This is a genomic window from Parvularcula oceani, from assembly GCF_000733125.1.
GTDB lineage: Bacteria > Pseudomonadota > Alphaproteobacteria > Caulobacterales > Parvularculaceae > Parvularcula > Parvularcula oceani.
Genome location: NZ_JPHU01000001.1, coordinates 356,411 through 370,816, shown reverse-complemented (window position 1 = coordinate 370,816; position 14,406 = coordinate 356,411). Strand labels below are relative to the sequence as shown.

The 14,406-nt window shown below is 69.1% G+C and carries 16 protein-coding genes; 10 read left to right on the top strand and 6 right to left on the bottom strand.

Features of this window, described 5'->3' with window-relative positions; genetic code table 11:
- The first annotated feature begins 64 nt into the window (after positions 1-64).
- Genes tolQ through IE88_RS18485 form a run of 3 tightly spaced genes read left to right on the top strand, consistent with a single transcriptional unit; the run spans position 65 to position 2,078 of the window.
- Positions 65-769, top strand: a complete 705-nt coding sequence (gene tolQ, locus IE88_RS0101775) for a protein TolQ (RefSeq protein ID WP_031549473.1) — start codon at positions 65-67, stop codon at positions 767-769.
- Positions 769-1,182 carry a protein TolR gene (gene tolR, locus IE88_RS0101770; RefSeq protein WP_031549471.1) on the top strand — a complete coding sequence of 138 codons (414 nt, stop codon included), beginning with the start codon at positions 769-771 and terminating at the stop codon, positions 1,180-1,182. The genes tolQ and tolR overlap by 1 nt, the downstream gene beginning before the upstream one ends.
- A 5-nt stretch (positions 1,183-1,187) precedes the next feature.
- Positions 1,188-2,078, top strand: coding sequence for an energy transducer TonB (locus IE88_RS18485; RefSeq protein ID WP_202900392.1), 891 nt, complete (start codon positions 1,188-1,190; stop codon positions 2,076-2,078).
- 4 nt (positions 2,079-2,082) lie between these two features.
- Here the strand turns inward: IE88_RS18485 and IE88_RS0101760 are convergent, their stop codons facing one another.
- On the bottom strand, positions 2,083-2,514 hold the full coding sequence (locus IE88_RS0101760) for a DUF2306 domain-containing protein (RefSeq protein WP_202900391.1): 432 nt from the start codon (positions 2,512-2,514) through the stop codon (positions 2,083-2,085).
- An 82-nt stretch (positions 2,515-2,596) separates the two neighbouring features.
- Between IE88_RS0101760 and lpdA the strand changes: the two genes are divergently transcribed.
- The 3 genes from lpdA to IE88_RS0101745 all read left to right on the top strand — a co-directional run bounded on the left by lpdA (position 2,597) and on the right by IE88_RS0101745 (position 5,250).
- Complete coding sequence (gene lpdA, locus IE88_RS0101755) at positions 2,597-4,015, top strand: dihydrolipoyl dehydrogenase (RefSeq protein WP_031549465.1); 1,419 nt, start codon at positions 2,597-2,599, stop codon at positions 4,013-4,015.
- Positions 4,016-4,110: 95 nt separating this feature from the next.
- Positions 4,111-4,407, top strand: coding sequence for a hypothetical protein (locus tag IE88_RS0101750; RefSeq protein ID WP_031549463.1), 297 nt, complete (start codon positions 4,111-4,113; stop codon positions 4,405-4,407).
- A gap of 120 nt (positions 4,408-4,527) precedes the next feature.
- Positions 4,528-5,250: a hypothetical protein gene (locus tag IE88_RS0101745; protein ID WP_031549461.1), complete on the top strand. Its 723-nt coding sequence runs from the start codon at positions 4,528-4,530 to the stop codon at positions 5,248-5,250.
- Between the two features lie 3 nt (positions 5,251-5,253).
- Here IE88_RS0101745 and IE88_RS0101740 read toward each other — a convergent pair whose 3' ends face one another.
- Genes IE88_RS0101740 through IE88_RS0101720 form a run of 5 tightly spaced genes read right to left on the bottom strand, consistent with a single transcriptional unit; the run spans position 5,254 to position 10,133 of the window.
- A complete protein-coding gene (locus IE88_RS0101740; protein WP_162178280.1) occupies positions 5,254-5,784 on the bottom strand; it encodes a Cif family virulence factor in 531 nt (176 codons plus the stop codon).
- Between the two features lie 13 nt (positions 5,785-5,797).
- On the bottom strand, positions 5,798-6,139 hold the full coding sequence (locus IE88_RS0101735; protein ID WP_031549457.1) for a hypothetical protein: 342 nt from the start codon (positions 6,137-6,139) through the stop codon (positions 5,798-5,800).
- Positions 6,136-8,067: an alpha/beta fold hydrolase gene (locus IE88_RS17015; RefSeq protein ID WP_051881369.1), complete on the bottom strand. Its 1,932-nt coding sequence runs from the start codon at positions 8,065-8,067 to the stop codon at positions 6,136-6,138. The genes IE88_RS0101735 and IE88_RS17015 overlap by 4 nt, the downstream gene beginning before the upstream one ends.
- Positions 8,068-8,113: 46 nt before the next feature.
- A complete protein-coding gene (locus tag IE88_RS17010; RefSeq protein ID WP_051881368.1) occupies positions 8,114-8,995 on the bottom strand; it encodes a helix-turn-helix domain-containing protein in 882 nt (293 codons plus the stop codon).
- Positions 8,996-9,044: 49 nt separating this feature from the next.
- The gene (locus IE88_RS0101720) at positions 9,045-10,133 is read right to left on the bottom strand and encodes an MBL fold metallo-hydrolase (protein ID WP_051881367.1); all 1,089 of its coding nucleotides are present in this window, start codon (positions 10,131-10,133) and stop codon (positions 9,045-9,047) included.
- Positions 10,134-10,279: 146 nt separating this feature from the next.
- Between IE88_RS0101720 and IE88_RS0101715 the strand changes: the two genes are divergently transcribed.
- From IE88_RS0101715 to IE88_RS0101700, 4 genes are all read left to right on the top strand, one after another.
- On the top strand, positions 10,280-10,780 hold the full coding sequence (locus tag IE88_RS0101715) for a methylated-DNA--[protein]-cysteine S-methyltransferase (RefSeq protein WP_051881366.1): 501 nt from the start codon (positions 10,280-10,282) through the stop codon (positions 10,778-10,780).
- A gap of 69 nt (positions 10,781-10,849) precedes the next feature.
- Complete coding sequence (locus IE88_RS0101710; protein WP_031549447.1) at positions 10,850-12,214, top strand: class II 3-deoxy-7-phosphoheptulonate synthase; 1,365 nt, start codon at positions 10,850-10,852, stop codon at positions 12,212-12,214.
- Between the two features lie 64 nt (positions 12,215-12,278).
- Entirely contained in the window at positions 12,279-13,211 is a 933-nt protein-coding gene (locus tag IE88_RS0101705; protein WP_081871346.1) for a Gfo/Idh/MocA family protein, read from the top strand.
- Complete coding sequence (locus tag IE88_RS0101700; protein WP_051881365.1) at positions 13,211-14,365, top strand: DegT/DnrJ/EryC1/StrS family aminotransferase; 1,155 nt, start codon at positions 13,211-13,213, stop codon at positions 14,363-14,365. Before IE88_RS0101705 ends, IE88_RS0101700 begins: the two co-directional genes overlap by 1 nt.
- Positions 14,366-14,406 lie beyond the last annotated feature (41 nt).

The window sequence follows — 14,406 nt, the reverse complement described above, 5'->3', positions numbered from 1 at the left end:
CAGCTTTGCGGAGGCCGCGCCGGTCGGAACGGCGCCCCCGCACCGGCGCAGCCAGGAGATCTCGATGGAAGAGACCGTCGCGGTGACGAACACGCTCGGCACCGATTTCAGCGTGTGGGGCATGTTCCTTCAGGCCGATCCGATCGTGAAGGTCGTGATGCTCGGCCTCGCCCTCGCCAGCATCTGGTCGTGGGCCGTCATCATCGAGAAGATGATGACCTTTGCCCGCCTCAAGAAGCGGGCCCGCCGCTTCGAGGACGATTTCTGGTCGGGCAAGCCGCTCGACGAGCTCTATCGCCGCGTGCGCGAAAAGCCCGACAGCCCGATGGCCGCCGTCTTCGCCGCCGGCATGACCGAGCTCGGCCGCGGGCGCACCACCGGCTCCAGCTTCACGCCCGGCGCGCAGGCGCGGATCGACAAGGTGATGCGCGTCACCGTCGACCGCGAACTCGACAAGGCCGAGCGCCAGCTGCCCGTCCTCGCCACCATCGGCTCGGCCGCGCCCTTTGTCGGGCTGTTCGGCACGGTCTGGGGCATCATGAACGCCTTTCAGGGCATCGCCGAGACCGGCGACGCCAATCTCGCCGTCGTCGCGCCGGGCATCGCCGAGGCGCTCTTCGCCACCGCCATCGGCCTCGTCGCCGCCATCCCGGCGGTGGTCGGCTATAACCGCTATTCCGCGGCGCTCAATTCCTATGCGGTGCGGCTCGAAGGCTTCGCATCGGAGTTCTCGGCCATCCTGTCGCGGCGCCTCGAAGGCGCGAACTGATGGCGGGCGGCATCCAGCAGCGCGGCGGGCGCGGGCGCACGCGGCCCATGTCCGAGATCAACGTGACGCCGCTCGTCGACGTCATGCTGGTGCTGCTCATCGTCTTCATGGTGGCAGCCCCGCTCCTCACGGTCGGCATCGAGGTGGAGCTGCCCGAGACCGAGGCGCAGGCCCTGACCGAGCAGACCGAGCCGCTCGCCGTGACGCTGACGGGCGAAGGCACGATCTTCGTTCAGGAAAGCGAGATCGCCTATGACGACCTCGTCCCGCATCTTCAGGCAGTGTCCGCCGCGGGCTACGACCAGCGGATCTATGTCCGGGCGGACAAGGGCGTTCTCTATGACGACGTCGCCCGCGTGATGGGCCGGCTGAACGCCGCCGGCTTCACCAGCATCGGGCTGTTGACGGAGTAGGCGCCTTGCGCAAGGCAACGCTTCTCTCGGCCCTCCTGCACGGGGCCGCTGCCGCCGCGATGGTGGTGAGCTGGCCGCATATCGCGCCGGACCTTGTTCCTTACGTGCCCGTCGTGCCGGTCGAGCTGTTGAGCGAAGCCGAGCTGGCACGCGAAGTGTCGGTGCCGCAGACGGTGGAAGCAGAGGAGCCCGAGCCGGAACCCGAGGAGGCTGCGGCGGAGCCGGAGCCTGAACCCGAGCCCGAACCGGCACCCGAGCCCGAGCCGGTTCAGCCGGAGCCGGAGCCCGAACCCGTCGAGCCGGAGCCTGCGCCCGCCGACCCCGAACCGGAGCCCGAGCCCGAGCCCGTGGAGCCGGCCCCCGAACCGGAACCGGTCGAGCCTGAGCCCGAACCAGAGCCTGAGCCAGAGCCGGTCGAGCCCGAGCCGGAACCCGAACCCGAGCCCGAAGACCCGTTCGATCTGTCGAGCCTCGACGACGCGCTGCAGAACCTCGACCCGGACGCGCAGGAGCGCCAGCGCCCGCGCGAGGTGGCGGAGGGCGAAGCGACAGGCGAGCGCGACCAGGAGCGCATCGGCCTCGGCGAGACGCTGACCGTCTCCGAGGAAGCCATGCTGCAATCGGCGTTGGAAGCCTGCTGGCTTCGCGATCTCGGCGTGCCCGAGCAGGAAAAGCTGGTCGTGTCGGTTGAGATCAACCTCAACCGCGACGGCAGCCTGATCGGGCCGCCGCGCGTGCTGAACAGCGGGCAGATCGACCGCTCGGGGAACCGGTACTGGTCCGTCGCTCGCCTGCGCGCCGTTAGCGCAGTGGTGGACTGCGCGCCTTACGACATGCTGCCGGAGCGGCTCCTGTCCGAGCCCTTCATCTTCAACTTCAAGCCGCCGGCCGTCTGATCTTTCAGCTCCGCGCCCCGAACGCGACCTCGTGCATGATGCGGCCGGGGGCGAAGGTGAGGGCGCCCGCGATGACCAGCCCGCCGATGAAGATGGCGATGAAGGGTCCCCTGTGCCGCTTCATCTTCGCGCCGCCGAACAGGATCAGGAACACGCCCTGAAGAAGCGCGAGCGCCGTCGTCAGCGTCAGGATGTGGATCCAGGAGAAGCGGGCGAGGAACGGGTCGCCGGGGCCGACCGGCCGCTGGATGAAGACCGACGAGATCACGACGATCCCGATCAGCACGACCCAGACCGTGCCGATCGTCCGGTGCGGCAGCGTGCCCTTCGGCGCTGCGAGCTGGACGATGCCCAGAAGGAAGGCCGCCATGGCGGCGAAGGCATGCATCTGGATATAGAGCGGCGCCGCCAGAAGCGGCGATAGATCGATGGACATAGCGCTCTCCCCAACGCAGGCCCTGTGCAAGAAGAGGCGTAAAGCGCTTACGAGGCGGCGCGCAAGCGTATAAGGGAGCGCCATGACCGATCAGACATTCGACCTTCTCGTCATCGGCGCGGGCCCCGGCGGCTACGTCGCCGCCATCCGCGCCAGCCAATTGGGCATGAAGACCGCCATCGTCGAGCGCGAGCATCTGGGCGGCGTCTGCCTCAACTGGGGCTGCATCCCGACCAAGGCGCTGCTTCGCACCGCCGAGGTCTATACGAACATGCAGCACGCCTCGGCCTTCGGCCTGAAGGCGGAGGGCATCGGCTTCGACCTCGACGGCGTGGTCAAGCGCAGCCGCAAGATCGCCAAGCAGCTCGCTTCGGGCGTCGGCTATCTGATGAAGAAGAACAAGATCCAGGTGATCGACGGCGAGGCCAAGCTGAAGGGCGCCAATGGCGCCGGGCCCGCCGTGGTCGTCACCAAGGACGGCAAGGACACGACCTATTCGGCCAAGCACGTCATTCTGGCCACCGGCGCGCGGGCGCGGACGATCCCGCAGGCGGGGCTCGAGCCCGACGGCAAGCTGATCTGGACCGCGCGCGAGGCGATGACCCCCGACGTCATGCCCGAGCGCCTGCTGGTCGTCGGCTCCGGCGCCATCGGAATCGAGTTCGCGAGCTTCTACAACGCCATGGGCGCCGAGGTGGAAGTGGTCGAGATGGTGGGCCGCATCCTGCCCGCCGAGGACGAGGAGGTCTCGGCCTTCGCCCGCAAGACCTTCGAAAAGCAGGGCATCAAGATCCAGACCGAAGCGCAGGTCGCGAAGCTGGAAAAGGGCGAGGATACCGTCACCGCCCATATCAAGGGCAAGGACGGCAAGACCGAGGCGAAGGAGTTCGACCGCGTCGTCCTCGCCGTCGGCATCACCGGCAATACCGAGGGCCTCGGCCTCGAAGAGCTCGGCGTGAAGGTCGAGCGCGGCCATGTGGTCGTGGACGAATGGCTTCAGACCGGAGTGAAGGGCCTCTACGCCATCGGCGATGTCACCGGCGCGCCCTGGCTGGCGCACAAGGCGAGCCATGAGGGCATCATCTGCGTCGAGAAGATCGCGGGACAGAACGATGTCCACCCGCTCGACGTCAAGCGCATTCCGGGCTGCACCTATTGCAACCCGCAGGTCGCCTCTGTCGGCCTGACGGAGGCGAAGGCCAAGGAGGCGGGACACAAGGTCAAGACCGGGATGTTCCCCTTCCAGGGCAATGGCAAGGCTATCGCGCTCGGCGAGCAGGAAGGCTTCATCAAGACCGTGTTCGACGCGAAGACCGGCGAGCTTCTGGGCGCGCACTGCATCGGCGCGGAGGTGACCGAGCTCATTCAGGGCTTCGGCATCGCCATGACGCTGGAGGCGACGGAAGAAGACCTCTTCCACACCATCTTCCCGCACCCGACCCTGTCCGAGATGATGCATGAGAGCGCGCTCGATGCATTCGGTCGCGTTGTCCACATCTGATAGGCCGCGATAATAACGCTCATCAGTGCGGGCCTCGCTGGACCATGGGCCCGCACACCCCTTAGGAAATCCGATATCAGGAAGAGGAGACGCCGATGTCCTTCGACGGCAAGTACGAAGCCACCATCAACACCCCCATGGGCAAGCAGAACGGAACGCTCAACCTCGAGCAGTCGGGCGACGCCCTGACCGGGACGATGGAGCAGGGCGGCGATTCCACGCCGATCAAGAACGGTAAGGTCGACGGCGATACGGCGAGCTGGGACGTCGACGTCACCAAGCCGATGCCGCTGACCCTGTCCTTCGAAGGCACGCTGACCGGCGACAAGATCAACGGCCCGGTCAAGCTCGGCGCCTTCGGCAACTCGACCTTCGAGGCCGTGCGCGTCTGACGCGCCCTTCCGGCCGGGGCGCGCGGCGCGCCGGCCGGCCAGAATTGTCGCGGCTGGCTTAACGCCGCTTCAACATGCCCCGCCATAGCCTGACCCCCGGTTCGATCGAGGGCAGGAACCATGTTGACGGTGGCGCGGGTGGACCTGCCCGATCAGGTCACGCAGCGCCTGCGCGAGCGGGCGGCACTTTCCGAAAGCTGGGGCGAGTTCCTCAAGGAGCGCCTGATCGGCTTCAAGCAGCCGGTGGCGCGGGCGACGGCCTTTGTCGGGCCGCTCCTCGTCGCCTTCGTCTATGCCGTCAGCGACTTCTTCACCATGGTCGAGGTCGCCAGCGTCTTCGCCGCGACGAGCGCGCTCTTCATCTTCGTGGCGTGGTACATGAACCGCCACGACATCCGCAGCGCCTATAGCCGTCAGATGGTGGCGCGCCGGGCCGCCAAGGCCGATCTCAAGGCGGGCCAGGGGGAGGCCGTGGACCTCACCTTGCGTGTGCGGCCCGTCTTCTACGAGCACGAGCACGGGGTCATCGTGCTGGCCGATTCGGGCAATGGGCAGGCTCTCTATTTCGACGTCGACAGCGCCGGCGAGGACAGCCGCTGGTTCCTCTATGTGAATGGCGACATGCATCGCGACAGCTGGCGCTGGCTGAAGCTTCTCGGATCGGGCGCGGTGATGGAGTTCGAGGCGCGCGGCCGCCGCCTCGCCGGCATCGGAGACACCCCCTATGTCGAGGCACCCGATGCCTGGGAGGCGATCAGCCTCGCCCTCGGCGAGCCGCAGGACGGCGACGTGATCGACATGCCGTTCGAAGAGGTCGTGCAGACGATCTCACGGCTGCTCTGAGCGCTATTCCGCCTCATAGGCTGCCGGAACGGGCAGCTCGGGCGCTTCCTGCTGCCAAGCCAGCGAGACGATCCACCAACGCTCCCCGTCGAAGACGAGCTGGAAAGCATTCACGCCCCGGATGAAGGGCGCCTCGTCCTCTTTCCACCGCCCCTCATAGGTCGAGAAGACCTGCGCCACGTCCCCATAGCGGTGAACGCTGCGGGCCACTTCGCCCTCGAAGAAGCCGCGCTCCTCGAGGAGAGGGCCGCTGCGGGCTACGTAGTCTTCGGGCGTGGAGGGGCGAAGGCCCTGCGGCATGCCCGTAACGCGCGGGTAGAGCTTCGCTCCTTCTGCGAAGAGCGCACGGAACCGGTCCCAGTCCCGCGCCTCTCCTGCTGGGCCGGAAATGACGTCATAGGCGGCGTCGACGATCGCATCGATGCTCGCGCCGTCTTCGGTCTCCTGCTGCGCCGCGGCCATGGCCGGCAGAAGGAGCGGCATGAGGAGGACGGCAAGGGCTGGCAGGAGTGATTTGAGCGGCGTGAGGGGCATGATCTCTTCTCGATCACTTCGAACGGAGGCGGGAAACGATCTGCAGGCTCAGCCCGAGGATAGCTGCGCAGGCGGCCGTTCCTGTGAGGAGAAAGCCGATGCTGGCGGGAGGCGGCAGGTCCTGCCAGCGCAGCATGGTGGCCGCTGTCAGCACCGCGGCCGAAGCGGCAACGCCTTCGGCGAGATTGCGCCACGCCCAGCTCGTCGAGCGGCGCGATGCGGCGTAGAAGCCCAAAGCGCTCAGGGCGAAACCGGGAAGCGGGAGCGGCGACCCGGCCGCGAGCGCGAGCGTGCAGGACAAGAGCGCGGTCGTGATGCTCGCGCCGATGAGGAAGGACCTGTCGGCGCCGCTCACTGCCGGGCCTCCTCCGCGCGCGCCTGCGGCACCACGATGGTCGCAGCGGCGGGCTCATCGGCGCAAGGATCGCTGCCCTCGGGGAGGGTCCGCGTTTCCAGCAGCGTCCTCGCCAGTCCGGCCGCGCATCGCGGCACGGGGGGATAGTGCGAGGCGGCGGGGACCACGATATGGCGCGCATTGGGCAGCGCCTCGGCAACCGCTTCGCCCCAGTCCGGCCCCGCCACTGGATCGAAGCCGCCGGAGATGATGAGGGTTTCGGTGTCCGCCCTCACAGGTTCGAAGAAGCCCGGCTCGACCTGCGCCACCGGCCAGATCTCGCAGGCCTGCATGTCGCTGCGCACGGGCATGGTGCCGAAGAAGGTACCTCGCGTCGCCTCTTCGACCGAAGCGGGATCGATGCGGGAGATGTCCTCCGCGCACAGGACCGACAGGCGCAGCCCCTCTGCGATCTGGCCGAGGGTCGAGGCGACCATCGGTCCCGTGATCCCGACGAGGGGCGCGAAGTCGCCTTCCGCCGCCGTATGAACCAGACGCGGCAGGTGGACGTAGAGTTCGGGCACGTAGAGGAGGAAGAAGAGGCTGGTCGTGAACGCCTCATGCGTGAAGGCGACCTCTTCGACCTGCCCGTCGCGCGGATCGGTGACGGAGACGGTGACAGGACCTTCGGCGAGACGGCTCAGGACCCGGCCCACATCGCCCGCAAGGTCGGGATAGGCGCGGGCGCAGGCGGCCTGTTTGGCGCAGGCCGCGATCAGGCGGTCGAGGCTGGCTTGCGCATCGCGCGGGGTGAAGAGCGGCAGCTTCATAGCGGGCGGAGCCGCGGCACGCAGAATGGCGACGCCGACGCCATCGGGGTGCATCCGCATGGCCTCGAGCGCAAGGCGGCTGCCATAGGACATGCCGAAGAGGTCCAGCACTGGCTCGCCCAGCGCCTGCCGGATGCGGTCGAGGTCGTCGGCGGCGAGCGGGGTCGTGTAGCGGGTCAGGTCGGCGCGGGTTTCCAGCGCCTCCTTGCAGGCCGCAAGGCTCTCTACATCCGTCCGGCCGAGGGCCAGGAGCGCCTCGCCGAGGCTCGCCCCCTGCTCGCAGACGAGCGGGTTCGAGCCGCCCGTGCCGCGCTGGTCCACCAGCAGCACGTCGCGGCCTTGGGTGAGGGGGCCGAGCATCTGCCGGACCCCGGCGGCAACATGCGAACCGCCGAGGCCCGGCCCTCCTGGGAGGACGGCCAGCATTGGGCTAGCTGCGGCCGTCTCCCCTCCCGGAAGCAGCGCCACCCGCAGCGGGATATCCCGCTGCGGGCTGCCGCCTTCCGGAACCGAATAGGTCCCGCACCGCGCTCCCGCAGGCAGGCCTGCCGCCTCGCAAGGGCCAAGGAGGAGCGGCGCGATGCCCCCCGCCGTCAGGCGGCGGGTCCTGTTCCCGTCGAGCCAGTAGAGGCGGTCGTGATCGTCATGCGCGATCGGCGCGCCGGGCGCGCCGCCGAGCAGGGCGACGAGTGCTGGGGTGGTGTTGGAATGCCCCACCACGAGGACCGGTCCGCCGCTCTCCGCCAGCGTGGCGGCGAAGCCCCTAAGGTCGCGCGGGTCGTAGAAGCGGGGTTCGAGCCCGATCACCTCGGCGAGCGGCGCGGCCGTCTCCCGGGTGCGCCGATAGTCCGTCGTATAGATCGCCTCGAAGGGCACGTCGGCGAGCTGCTCCGCAATCGCCTCGGCCCTCTGCCGGCCTTCCTCCGTCAATGCGGGATCGGCGCTGCCGCTGCCCGCCTCGGCATGGCGCAGGAGGAAGATCTGCACCTGAAGCGCGCTCTCTCCATGGGCCCGGTCCTGCAATGCCGATGGCGTCTGCGCCTGTGCCGGAAGCGCGGCCAGCGCGAGAAGGGGGAGGGAGAGGAGGGCGCCGCAGCGCCGAAGAGAGGTTCGAAACATCGCTTGCCGCATCGTCTTCGGTCCGGCGCAGCAAAGCAGAATGCGGTCAGGCGGGAGAACCGTCCTGCCTTGAGTTTCGCAAGATCTGCGCGATCCGTTGCGGCGGCAGGTCGCGCAGGCCGCTCGGGCTGAGGCCGAACCGCGCGCGGAAGGCCCGGCTGAAGCTGCCGGTGGAGGCGAAACCGGCTCGCTTCGCCGCCTCGCCGACCGAGAGGCCGCCCAAAAGTCCGTCCGCGGCTTCGCACAGGCGCAGACGGGCATGCTGGGCGGCGGGCGGCTCGCCATAAGCCTCGGCGAAGCGGCGGACGAAGTGAAAGGGCGACATGCCGGCCGCATCCGCCATCTCGGCCACGCTCAGCGGACGGTGAAGCGTGCGTGCCATGAGGGCCCGCGCCGCCTCGAGGCGCTGCAGGAGATCCTGCCGCGTTGCCTGCTTGGCGACTTCGAGCCGGCTCATCGCCATCTCCGCCTCGCGCAGCAGGGCGGGCAGGCCGGCGCCGGTCTCAGCGAAAAGATCGCCGAGGCCGTCATTCTCGGAAGAGCGGGCCGCAAGACGGCTTGCGGCATCGGACAGGCTGCGGCCAAGCGCGCTGTTCTGCGCTTCGAAGACGATGCCGCCGCGGCACAGAGGCGAGCCGCTGCCACGCCCTGCCGGCAGGGACAGGCAGAAGCCCGCCGCGGCACGGGGCAGGATGGCTTCGATCGGGACGGAAGTCTCCAGAACGAGGAACCGGCCCGGCCGGACGATATGCGTGGTCTTGCCGACCCGGTAGCGCTCTTCGCCGTCGAGAACGTATTTCACCGATAAAGAGCGGCCCCAGACCACGCTGTCGCCGCGCGGCAGCAGCGACAGGACGGCGCGGCCGCCGGGACCCGGCGCGCGCGGAGTGCGGCTGTGCGCCGTAGCGATCTGGAGGCCCTGCGTCATCAGGGCCTCAGGATTCCCGCTCCGTCCCCTTTCGTCCAGAGGCGATCGGTCAGCCGCCTCTATTGGGCGTCGGCGAGACCGTGTCGGGCGCGGTGGGCGGCACTGCGGGTTCGACCGGGTCTGAGGGCTGCATGCCCTCCGCATTGTCGCCGGCTTCCTGGCGCGCGCGGCGCCGCTCGGCCGCTGTGGCGCGGACCATGCTCAGGGGGTCGGAGCGCGCGGCCGCGGCTGCGGGCTCGCCGCCTTCGGCCGTCAGGGCGTCATAGACCTGCCCGGCCATGCGTTCGGCGGTGATGAAACGCCAAGCGTAATCATCGTCGTAGCGGCCGAGGAGGTCTGCCGCGATCACCGCCTCGCGGTCATCGCCCGCATCGATGCGCGCCTGCACCCGGTCGCGGGCATGGGTCAGGACCTCGATCGCCTCTTCCACGTCCGCCCGCGTCGAGACGGGGCCGTGGCCGGGTACGATCCTGGTTTCCGGCCCCGCGACCTCCGCGATGCGTTCGAGCCCCGCGATCATGCCTGCGACCGAGCCGCCGGCCTCGACGTCGATATAGGGATAGCGGCCCGAGAAGAAGACATCGCCCGTATGCAGAATGTCGGCCTCGGCGAAATAGACCATGGCGTCGCCGTCCGTATGCGCATCGGGCAGGGCCACGGCGCGGATGGGCTGGCCGTTCCAGTGGAAGGTGGCTTCCTCGCTGAAGGTGATCACGGGCAGGGCGCTGCCTGCCGTGCCGTCCTGGCCGGACAGGCGCCGGCGGACATTGTCATGGCTGACGATGGTGGCGCCGGCGCGCGTGAAGTCGGCGTTCCCACCGGTGTGATCGCCGTGATAATGCGTGTTGAGGACGAAGACGACGGGGCCGTCCGAAACCTCCTCGATCAGCTGCAGATTGGTGTCCGCGATATCCGCGAACTGGTCGTCGACCACGAACGTGCCGTCCTCTCCGGTCGAGAAGAGGATGTTCCCGCCGCGCCCGGTGATGACGTAGAGGCCGTCGGCGACGCTTTCCCGCACCTGCTCGGGCTCTGATGGCTGGGCCGCGCGGTCATGATTCTGCGCCGGGAGGGAATGGGCGGCGGCGGGCGCTGCGAGCGCCGATCCGGCGAGAAGGGAAGCGATCAATCGCGTCATGGCATCCTCGATGAGTGTCCTGCTTGCGTTAGAGACGGGCGGGCGCCGCTCTCCGTTCCCGCTCGCCTGCGCAGAAACGCTGCGCCGTTCGCGGGCCTGGTCTAGTATGGCGGCGGACGGGACGTTCCTGCCAAGGAGGCGCAGCCATGACTGTCACCTATCTGTCCCTGAAGACCGCGCTCGGCCCTGCCGCCATCGCGGCGACGCGGCGCGGGGTGTGCCTCCTGACCTTCCTTGGCGAAGGCGAGACGGCCGAAGGCGCGGTCAGGGCCGCCCTTCCCGACGCGATGCCCGCTGGGGCCGGCGACCCGCTGATCGGCTGGGCCGCCGCCGTCGAGCGCTTCCTCGCCGAGGGCGGCCGCCGCCCGGACCTGCCGCTCGACCTGCGAGGCACCGCCTTCCAGGAAGAGCTCTGGCAGGCGCTGTGCGAGATTCCGTCAGGGGAAACCGTCACCTATGGCGAGCTTGCCCGGCGCCTGGGCAAGCCCCGGGCGGCCCGCGCGGTGGGCGGCGCCTGCGGCGCGAACAAGGTCGCCGTCCTCGTGCCCTGCCACCTCGTGCTTGGCGGAAGCGGCGGCCTCGGCGGCTATGCCTTCGGCGCGGAACGCAAGAAGCGGCTTCTCGCGCTGGAAGGCGTTGCGGCGTAACCGCCCCCTGCCGTTGCGCCGGGGGAAGGCCTTGCCTAACTTGGCCGGACTTCATTCTTGCGAGGCGGCATGACCTGGTCCCCGGACAGCTGGCGGAACAAGCCGGCCAGGCACATTCCTGACGATTATCCCGATCCTGCGGCGCTGGCCGAGGTCGAGCGGGAGTTGTCGGGCTATCCGCCGCTCGTCTTCGCGGGCGAGGCGCGCACCTTGCGCGACCGCCTGGCGCAGGTCGCGCGCGGCGAGGCCTTCCTGCTGCAGGGCGGGGATTGCGCGGAGAGCTTCAAGGAGTTCGCGCCGGACAATATCCGCGACACCTTCCGCGTCCTTCTGCAGATGGCGGTGGCGCTGACCTATGGCGCGGCCATGCCGGTGGTGAAGGTCGGCCGGATCGCGGGGCAGTTCGGCAAGCCGCGCTCCAGCGCCGTCGAGACCGTCGAGGGCGTCACCCTGCCGAGCTATCGGGGGGACAACATCAACGGCATGGCTTTCACGCCGGAAGCGCGCGTTCCCGACCCGCAGCGCCTCCTCAAGGCCTATGGCCAGTCCGCCTCGACCCTGAACCTGCTGCGCGCCTTCGCCAAGGGCGGCTATGCCGACCTACGCAACGTGCATCGGTGGAACCTCGAATTCGCCAGCGGCCCGCAGGGCGAGCGCTACATGGCGCTGGCCGACAAGATTTCAGAGGCGATGGCCTTCATGGATGCCTGCGGCATCACCGCGGGCGGTCAGAAGGCGCTGACCGAGGTCGAGTTCTATACGAGCCATGAGGGCCTCCTGCTCGGCTATGAGCAGGCGATGACGCGAACCGACTCCACCACGGGCCGCTATTACGACACCTCCGCCCACATGATCTGGATCGGCGACCGCACCCGCCAGCCCGATGGCGCGCATGTCGAGTTCTGCCGCGGGATCGAGAACCCGATCGGCATCAAATGCGGCCCGACCATGGAGCCCGACGAGTTGATCGCGCTGCTCGACATCCTCAACCCGCAGGACGAGGCGGGGCGGATCGTCCTCATCAGCCGCTTCGGCGCCGACAAGGTGGCGGGCGGCCTGCCGCGCCTCGTGCGGCGGGTGCAGGAAGAGGGGCGCACTGTCGTCTGGTCCTCCGACCCGATGCACGGAAACACGATCAAGGCGCAGACCGGCTACAAGACGCGGCCCTTCGACCGGATCCTGTCCGAGGTGACCCAGTTCTTCGAGGCCTGCGAGGGCGAGGGGGCCTATCCCGGCGGCGTCCACTTCGAGATGACGGGGCAGGACGTGACCGAATGCCTCGGCGGCGCCCAGGCGATCTCCGAGGCGGATTTGTCGGATCGCTATCACACCCATTGCGACCCGCGCCTCAACGCCAACCAGGCGCTGGAGCTGGCCTTCACCCTCGCCGAGAAGCTGCGCGAGGACCGGCGGCGTGCCGCGGCGGCGGCGTAATAGCGGTAACGAGCGGCAACCGCCTGTGACGTGCGTGCCGTCCTGCGCGGATTAAGAGGGCGGCATGATGGAAGGCGAGATCAGGGCCGGGGTCGCCGGCGCAGGCGTGTTCGGCGGCTACCACGCGCAGAAATATGCCGCGGCCGAAGGCGTGCGGCTGGCCGCCATCTTCGACCCCGTGCCCGAAAAGGCGCAGGCGCTGGCCGAGGCGCATGGCGCGCAGGCCTTCACGGGCTATGCTGATTTTCTGCATGCGGTCGACGTCCTGACCGTGGCCACGCCCGCGCCGTTCCACGCCGAACTCGCCGGGCGGGCGATGGAGCGCGGCCGGCATGTTCTGATCGAGAAGCCCGTGGCCATGACGGTCGAGGCGGCGGACACGCTGATCTTCATGGCCGAAGAGGCGGGGCTGATCCTGCAGGTCGGCCATCAGGAGCGCTATGTCGCCGAGGCGCTGGGCCTTCTCGACCGGCCCGAGCGGCCGCAGCGCTTCGCCGCGCGGCGCCTCAACCGCTTCTCGCCGCGGGCGCTGGACGTGTCGGTGGTCATGGACCTGATGATCCACGATCTCGATCTTCTGGCGAAGCTGGCCGGAACGGACGAGGCGGAGATCGCCACGTGCGAGGCGCGGGCCGAGCATGGTGAGAACGCCGATCACGTCGAGGCGCGCCTGCGCTTCGCCAGCGGGCTCGAGGCGCAGCTTTCGGCGTCCCGCCTCGCCCGGGAGCCGGTGCGCGACCTCGCCCTGCACTACCCGGACGGGCGGCTGCACCTCGATTTCCTCTCGCGTGAGGTCACGAACGAGACAGGGACGCCGCTCAAGGCGAGCCTCGGCGGCGGCGGCTCCCTGGCGCTGGAGGATCCGCTCGGATACGGCACGCGAAGCTTCCTCGACGCCGTGCGCGGGGGAGCCATGCGCGGTGTCGGAGGGGCGGAGGGGCGCGCCGCGCTGAAGCTCGCGACGATCATCGAACAGGCGGCCAAGGAGGTCCTGTGATGGCTATCATGCCGAAGGCGGACGATCGCGAGGGCGTCGCGCCCATCGCCTTCATCGACCTCGTGGCGCAGCAGGCGCGGATCCGCGACAAGGTCGAGGCGCGGCTGACGGCGGTGCTCGATCATGGCCGCTATATCGCCGGTCCCGAGATCGAGGAGCTCGAAACCCTATTGGCCGAACAAGTGGGGGCGGAGCACTGCATCGCCTGCTCGTCGGGCACGGACGCGCTGGTCATTCCGATGATGGCGCTGGAGCTGACGCCGAAGGATGCCGTCTTCGTTCCGGCCTTCACCTATAACGCGACGGCGAACGCGGTGGCGTTGGCGGGCGGAACGCCGGTCTTCGTCGATATCCGTCCGGACACGTTCAACATGGATCCGGAGGACCTGAAAATCAGGATCGGGCAGGCGAGAAAGGCCGGTCTGACCCCGCGCCTCGTCTGCGCGGTGGACCTGTTCGGCGTGCCGGCGGACTACCCGGCGCTGCGCGCGGTGTGCGAGGCCGAGGGGATGGAGCTCTTCGCGGACGGGGCGCAGAGCTTCGGCGGCGAGCAGGACGGACGCAGGGTCGGCAGCCTGGCGGACACGACGGGCACGTCCTTCTTTCCGGGCAAGGCGCTCGGCGGCTATGGCGATGGCGGCGCGGTCTTCACGCAGTCGGGCGAGATGGCGGAACTGTGCCGGTCGATCCGCTGGCACGGCACGGACGAGGCGCGGGCCGAGAGCGTGCGGGTGGGCCTGAACGGCCGGATGTCGAGCTTCCAGGCGGGCGTGCTGCTGGAAAAGGCCGCGATCTTCTGGGACGAGCGCGAGGCGCGGCGCCGCGTCGCCGGCATCTATGACGAGGGGCTCGACGGTCTCGCGCAGGCCCAGGCGATCCCGCGCGGCACCTCCTCGGGCTACGGCTATTACACGGTGCAGGTCGATGACCGGGACGCCGTGCGCGAGCGGCTTTCCGAGGCGGGCGTGCCCACGGCCGTCTATTACAGGACGCCGCTTCACCGGATGAAGGCCTTCGCGCGTTTCCTGCCCGAGACGCCCCTGCCGAATTGCGAGCGGGCGGCGGAGCGTGTCCTGTCCCTGCCCATGCATCCCTATCTGAGCGACGCCCAGGCGGAATTCGTCTGCGAGGCCTTCGCGGCGGCTGTCCGATGACGCGTTGAGGGCTCGCCGCGGGCGGCGCTCTGGTCTAGCTC

Excerpts from the sequence above, each read along its gene's own strand:
- IE88_RS17010 (WP_051881368.1), bottom strand. The coding sequence starts at position 8,995 with ATGACGCAGGGCCTCCAGATCGCTACGGCGCACAGCCGCACTCCGCGC.
- tolR (WP_031549471.1), top strand. The coding sequence starts at position 769 with ATGGCGGGCGGCATCCAGCAGCGCGGCGGGCGCGGGCGCACGCGGCCC.
- IE88_RS0101750 (WP_031549463.1), top strand. The coding sequence starts at position 4,111 with ATGTCCTTCGACGGCAAGTACGAAGCCACCATCAACACCCCCATGGGC.
- IE88_RS0101745 (WP_031549461.1), top strand. The coding sequence starts at position 4,528 with ATGTTGACGGTGGCGCGGGTGGACCTGCCCGATCAGGTCACGCAGCGC.
- IE88_RS0101715 (WP_051881366.1), top strand. The coding sequence starts at position 10,280 with ATGACTGTCACCTATCTGTCCCTGAAGACCGCGCTCGGCCCTGCCGCC.
- lpdA (WP_031549465.1), top strand. The coding sequence starts at position 2,597 with ATGACCGATCAGACATTCGACCTTCTCGTCATCGGCGCGGGCCCCGGC.
- IE88_RS0101710 (WP_031549447.1), top strand. The coding sequence starts at position 10,850 with ATGACCTGGTCCCCGGACAGCTGGCGGAACAAGCCGGCCAGGCACATT.
- IE88_RS0101720 (WP_051881367.1), bottom strand. The coding sequence starts at position 10,133 with ATGACGCGATTGATCGCTTCCCTTCTCGCCGGATCGGCGCTCGCAGCG.
- IE88_RS0101700 (WP_051881365.1), top strand. The coding sequence starts at position 13,211 with ATGGCTATCATGCCGAAGGCGGACGATCGCGAGGGCGTCGCGCCCATC.
- IE88_RS0101760 (WP_202900391.1), bottom strand. The coding sequence starts at position 2,514 with ATGTCCATCGATCTATCGCCGCTTCTGGCGGCGCCGCTCTATATCCAG.
- tolQ (WP_031549473.1), top strand. The coding sequence starts at position 65 with ATGGAAGAGACCGTCGCGGTGACGAACACGCTCGGCACCGATTTCAGC.
- IE88_RS17015 (WP_051881369.1), bottom strand. The coding sequence starts at position 8,067 with ATGTTTCGAACCTCTCTTCGGCGCTGCGGCGCCCTCCTCTCCCTCCCC.
- IE88_RS0101705 (WP_081871346.1), top strand. The coding sequence starts at position 12,279 with ATGATGGAAGGCGAGATCAGGGCCGGGGTCGCCGGCGCAGGCGTGTTC.
- IE88_RS0101740 (WP_162178280.1), bottom strand. The coding sequence starts at position 5,784 with ATGCCCCTCACGCCGCTCAAATCACTCCTGCCAGCCCTTGCCGTCCTC.